Annotated in this window: 4 protein-coding genes and 1 tRNA gene; all 5 read right to left on the reverse strand. The window is 30.1% G+C overall.

The window, feature by feature from the left end; all coding sequences use genetic code 11:
- Positions 1-514: 514 nt before the first annotated feature.
- The 5 genes from AC23MC_RS06725 to AC23MC_RS06745 all read right to left on the reverse strand — a co-directional run bounded on the left by AC23MC_RS06725 (position 515) and on the right by AC23MC_RS06745 (position 3,552).
- A complete protein-coding gene (locus tag AC23MC_RS06725) occupies positions 515-1,744 on the reverse strand; it encodes a primase-helicase family protein (RefSeq protein ID WP_487567637.1) in 1,230 nt (409 codons plus the stop codon).
- A complete protein-coding gene (locus tag AC23MC_RS06730) occupies positions 1,741-2,064 on the reverse strand; it encodes a hypothetical protein (RefSeq protein ID WP_487567638.1) in 324 nt (107 codons plus the stop codon). Before AC23MC_RS06730 ends, AC23MC_RS06725 begins: the two co-directional genes overlap by 4 nt.
- A 5-nt stretch (positions 2,065-2,069) precedes the next feature.
- Positions 2,070-2,357, reverse strand: coding sequence for a helix-turn-helix domain-containing protein (locus AC23MC_RS06735; protein WP_487567639.1), 288 nt, complete (start codon positions 2,355-2,357; stop codon positions 2,070-2,072).
- Between the two features lie 98 nt (positions 2,358-2,455).
- Positions 2,456-3,322, reverse strand: coding sequence for a hypothetical protein (locus tag AC23MC_RS06740; RefSeq protein WP_487567640.1), 867 nt, complete (start codon positions 3,320-3,322; stop codon positions 2,456-2,458).
- A 148-nt stretch (positions 3,323-3,470) separates the two neighbouring features.
- Positions 3,471-3,552 (reverse strand) — tRNA-Leu (locus tag AC23MC_RS06745).
- Positions 3,553-3,726 lie beyond the last annotated feature (174 nt).

Genomic DNA, 3,726 nt, shown 5'->3' on the forward strand with positions numbered 1-3,726 from the left:
AGGATTAAGAATTATATTTGTATAACTATAATAGGATTTATTTATTAATTTGTATAGTTATTTTAGGACGGGTCAAAGCCGTCGAAAAGCCGTAGCAGAGCCGTAGCGGAGCCGTAGCAGAGCCGTTCAAAAGCCGTAGCGGAGCCGTAGCAGAGCCGTTCAAAAGCCGTAGCAGAGCCGTTCAAAAGCCGTAGCAAAGCCGTATAAAAGCCGTAAAACGGCTGTAAAAAGCGGGAAATTACCGGTATTTGGTATGTTTTCGCCTATATTCCGCTTGAAAACTTTTTATAACCGGTAGTAATTAAATTGTACTAGAAAAAATTTTAAATCGAAAATTAAAATTTAGTGTTTCTTTTTTAATAATAATAGAAACAAAAAGCGAAGTAGTGTTTTTGTGTTGAAGTGTTGAAAATTTTGCAGAGGTCTTTTCAGTCGGGTAATTTTAATTCAACAACACTTTTTTAATTTTCAACAAAATGTTGACATAATGCAAAGTGTTGTTGAATGTAGATTACTATTTTTCATTGGTAGTTTCAATTGAATTCAACAGTTCAACAGTGGATTGGAAGTTTTCTTTTTTAAAGGTATAATATCGACCTTTTTCCTGAGTAAAATTAAGACCAATTTTTTCATTCGGATTTAAAATTTCAGATCGAAAGTATTTATAACTGCTATTGGTTGGTTTTAATTTGTATTTTTCTTTCAGTAGTTTGACGATGTAGTTGTTTTGCGTAAAAACATTGTTTCTTTTAAGCAGATCGACAAGATTTTTTGCGGTATAGCATAACTCATCTTGACCTGAGTTTGCAAATTCATCGATTAATAGTTCCTCCATTTCTTTTTCTATATAAGTACGATTTCCGTTGATTAATTTTCCGAGAGCTGATGTGTAAAGTTGTTCAGGACTAAACCACATTCGAGAAGTTGGAATTGTACTAATATTTCTGCTATTAAGAAAATTTGCAAAATAGGGGATTTCAACTTTCATTTTTTGCAATAAGTTAATATCGTCGTTGTTTTCTAGTGGATTAATTTTTCTAATCCAATACCTAATTTCCTCGTTATCAATTTTTATAAAGCTATCCTCATTATTGGAACATAAGATGAATTTACCAAAAAAACTTTGCTCAAATTTATCTCTTCCTTTTGGTTCAATTTTATTGGATTGAGCAGTCGATAAATTTTTGATTCGTTCACTATCCTCTTTCTTGTCTAATAGCACTTCGTCAACTCCAATAATTAGCTTACCTGACCAATCAGCATTAAATCTGCTTCTAAAATCGTCATTTGTGTTGATAGTCATATTAGACTCAAAAATCAATTTCAATAGATTAATAAAGGTTGTTTTTCCGGTGTTTCGTTCCGTACTAACCAAACAGAGAATGGGTAAGATTTGAGTTGGTTTCTGCCAAAGTAAGGTCAGGTAATCTAAATCTAATTCAAATTGTTCCCCAAAAATGTGATTGAGAAAATGAATAATGTTATGGTAATTATTACCTTCTTTTAATTCATAACTCAAGGGTTGATATTGGTTGTAGCAATTATTCACTATTTGCTCATACTGATTGTGCGATGGAACAATACAAAACGATTCATATTTACTCACTTTTGCAATGGAATCTTTGCCAAAATCGTCAATAAGAGTTTGCCGATTCCATTTTTGCAAAACTGTTTTACCGTCCGGAGTTTCTGTTTTTTTATAAAACTCGGTTCCAACTCGCATGTATTTACTTAACTCTTTCATACTGTAAGATTTACAAGAGCAGGGCAACTTTTGATTGCTCTTTTTGAGTTATCAATTTTCACAATAACTGAACTTAAGGTTTTGTCTGCAATAAACATTTGATTTACATTGTTTGCAATTTCAATTGGTAATTGCAAATTTGACGATCGAAGAATTTGTTCAATAATTAAAATGTCTTTTAAAACTGAATTACATACGGAGTAAATTTGTTTATTTCGAACGTAATCAAGTTGCAAATTTTTTAATTCTGTTGCTGATTTATTTAAGATGTAATTGATATTATTTACTCCGGTTTGTGCTTTTTTGAAACTAGTCTCCATAGCAATTAAAAGTTAGAGTTAATAAATTCAGTTACCTCGTCATACTTATAAAGTACTTTTCCGCCGATTTTGTACTTTTTTAAGTGCCCTTTTTTTGTTAAATCCCAAATTTTTACAAGGGAGCAGCTAAGTCGTTCAGCGGTTTCAAAACGAGTTAGCATTTCTTTCGGTTCTGGTTTTGCAGAAGTTTGTTGAAAAAAACCACGATTTGTGAGTTCATCAACAACACCGGAAATTATTTCATTTTTGTAATCTTCCGGGATTTCGATTTTAATTTCAAGATAATTTGCCATATTATAATTTATTGGTTATGAATGGCACGAAGGTAAAATTGATTAAGAGGGAGGGGAATCCCAAAAAAACTCCCGCCTACTATTTTATTGTTATTAATTTATTTTAAAATTTCATTTATAATCTTTCCAACATGTTTATAAGATGTATATTTGGTAGTACTTTCATTAGAGAAGTCAGCTAGCACAGCTAAGTTTCTTCTAACAGAATCAATATCATTTCTTTCAAATGATAAGCCCAAAAGAAAGGCTATTAATTTGTGTTGATCAGCAGAAGTATATTTTCTAAATTCATCATTTTTTAAAAGTCCCAAATCGTGAAGGAGTGCAATTTTTTTTGGGAGAGAAATTTTCAATGCAGCATTATTGTTGTTTGGGAGCAATTCATCAATTATTTCAATGTTTGTTTTACATTTTAAGTAAGTCATGTAATGAGAATGACAAGATCTACACTCATTTTTAATTCCAATTAAATATTCAAAAATAAAAAAGTAGTCACGCAATGCATATTTTTTTATAACGGATATATGTGAATTAACTTCATTATGGTCTTGATTTTCGAGTTCAATTACCATATTTTCGCTCAATAATTTTGAATATTCGATTTTATTTTCGTCGCTTATTTTTTTCAATTCTATTTCAGGTAAATATTCATATTGAATTTTTAAAGTTTTTTTGCGTTGATTCCAAATTTCAAAAGTGTTTATAATCTGCGGTGGCAGTGAATTTTCAAGTTCTTCTATTAAAGATTGATTCAATTCATATTTACAGTTATCAAAAATAATTTTATTTGCAAACGTGATTAATTGATTATTATCTGAAACATTTTTTACGATAAAAATATCTTCCGATTCAAAAGTATTTTCATCAATTGGAGTATATACTTCGTTTTCAATAATAATTTTATACTTTTCGATGTAAGAGAGCTGTGAATATATAGCTTGATTTATAATTCCTTTAAATTTCATTTTAATGGTTATTAATTAATTTCATTAAAAATAGTTAAATAATCTTTAGAAATAAAAATTTAGAGATGTTTGGGGGAACATTCGGGGAATGACTAAAAACAAAAACGCTTAAAGTATTGATTTTCAATAGCTTTAAGCGAATTTTAAGTGCGGGTAAAAGGACTCGAACCTTCACACCTTGCGGCACCAGATCCTAAGTCTGGCGTGTCTACCAATTTCACCATACCCGCGGGCGAATAAAACAGTAGCTGTTTCAATAAGTGGGTGCAAATATAGTTATATTTTTTAAATACCAAATCAGAAATTAAAAAATCAAGAAATTTTTATTCTTTACTATTCGAACCCTATAATTTCCATTTTTTTTAACTTATAAAGGATTTGTGAAATTTTTTAATCCGTGACAA

This window comes from Flavobacterium sp. T50_26 (assembly GCF_057652995.1).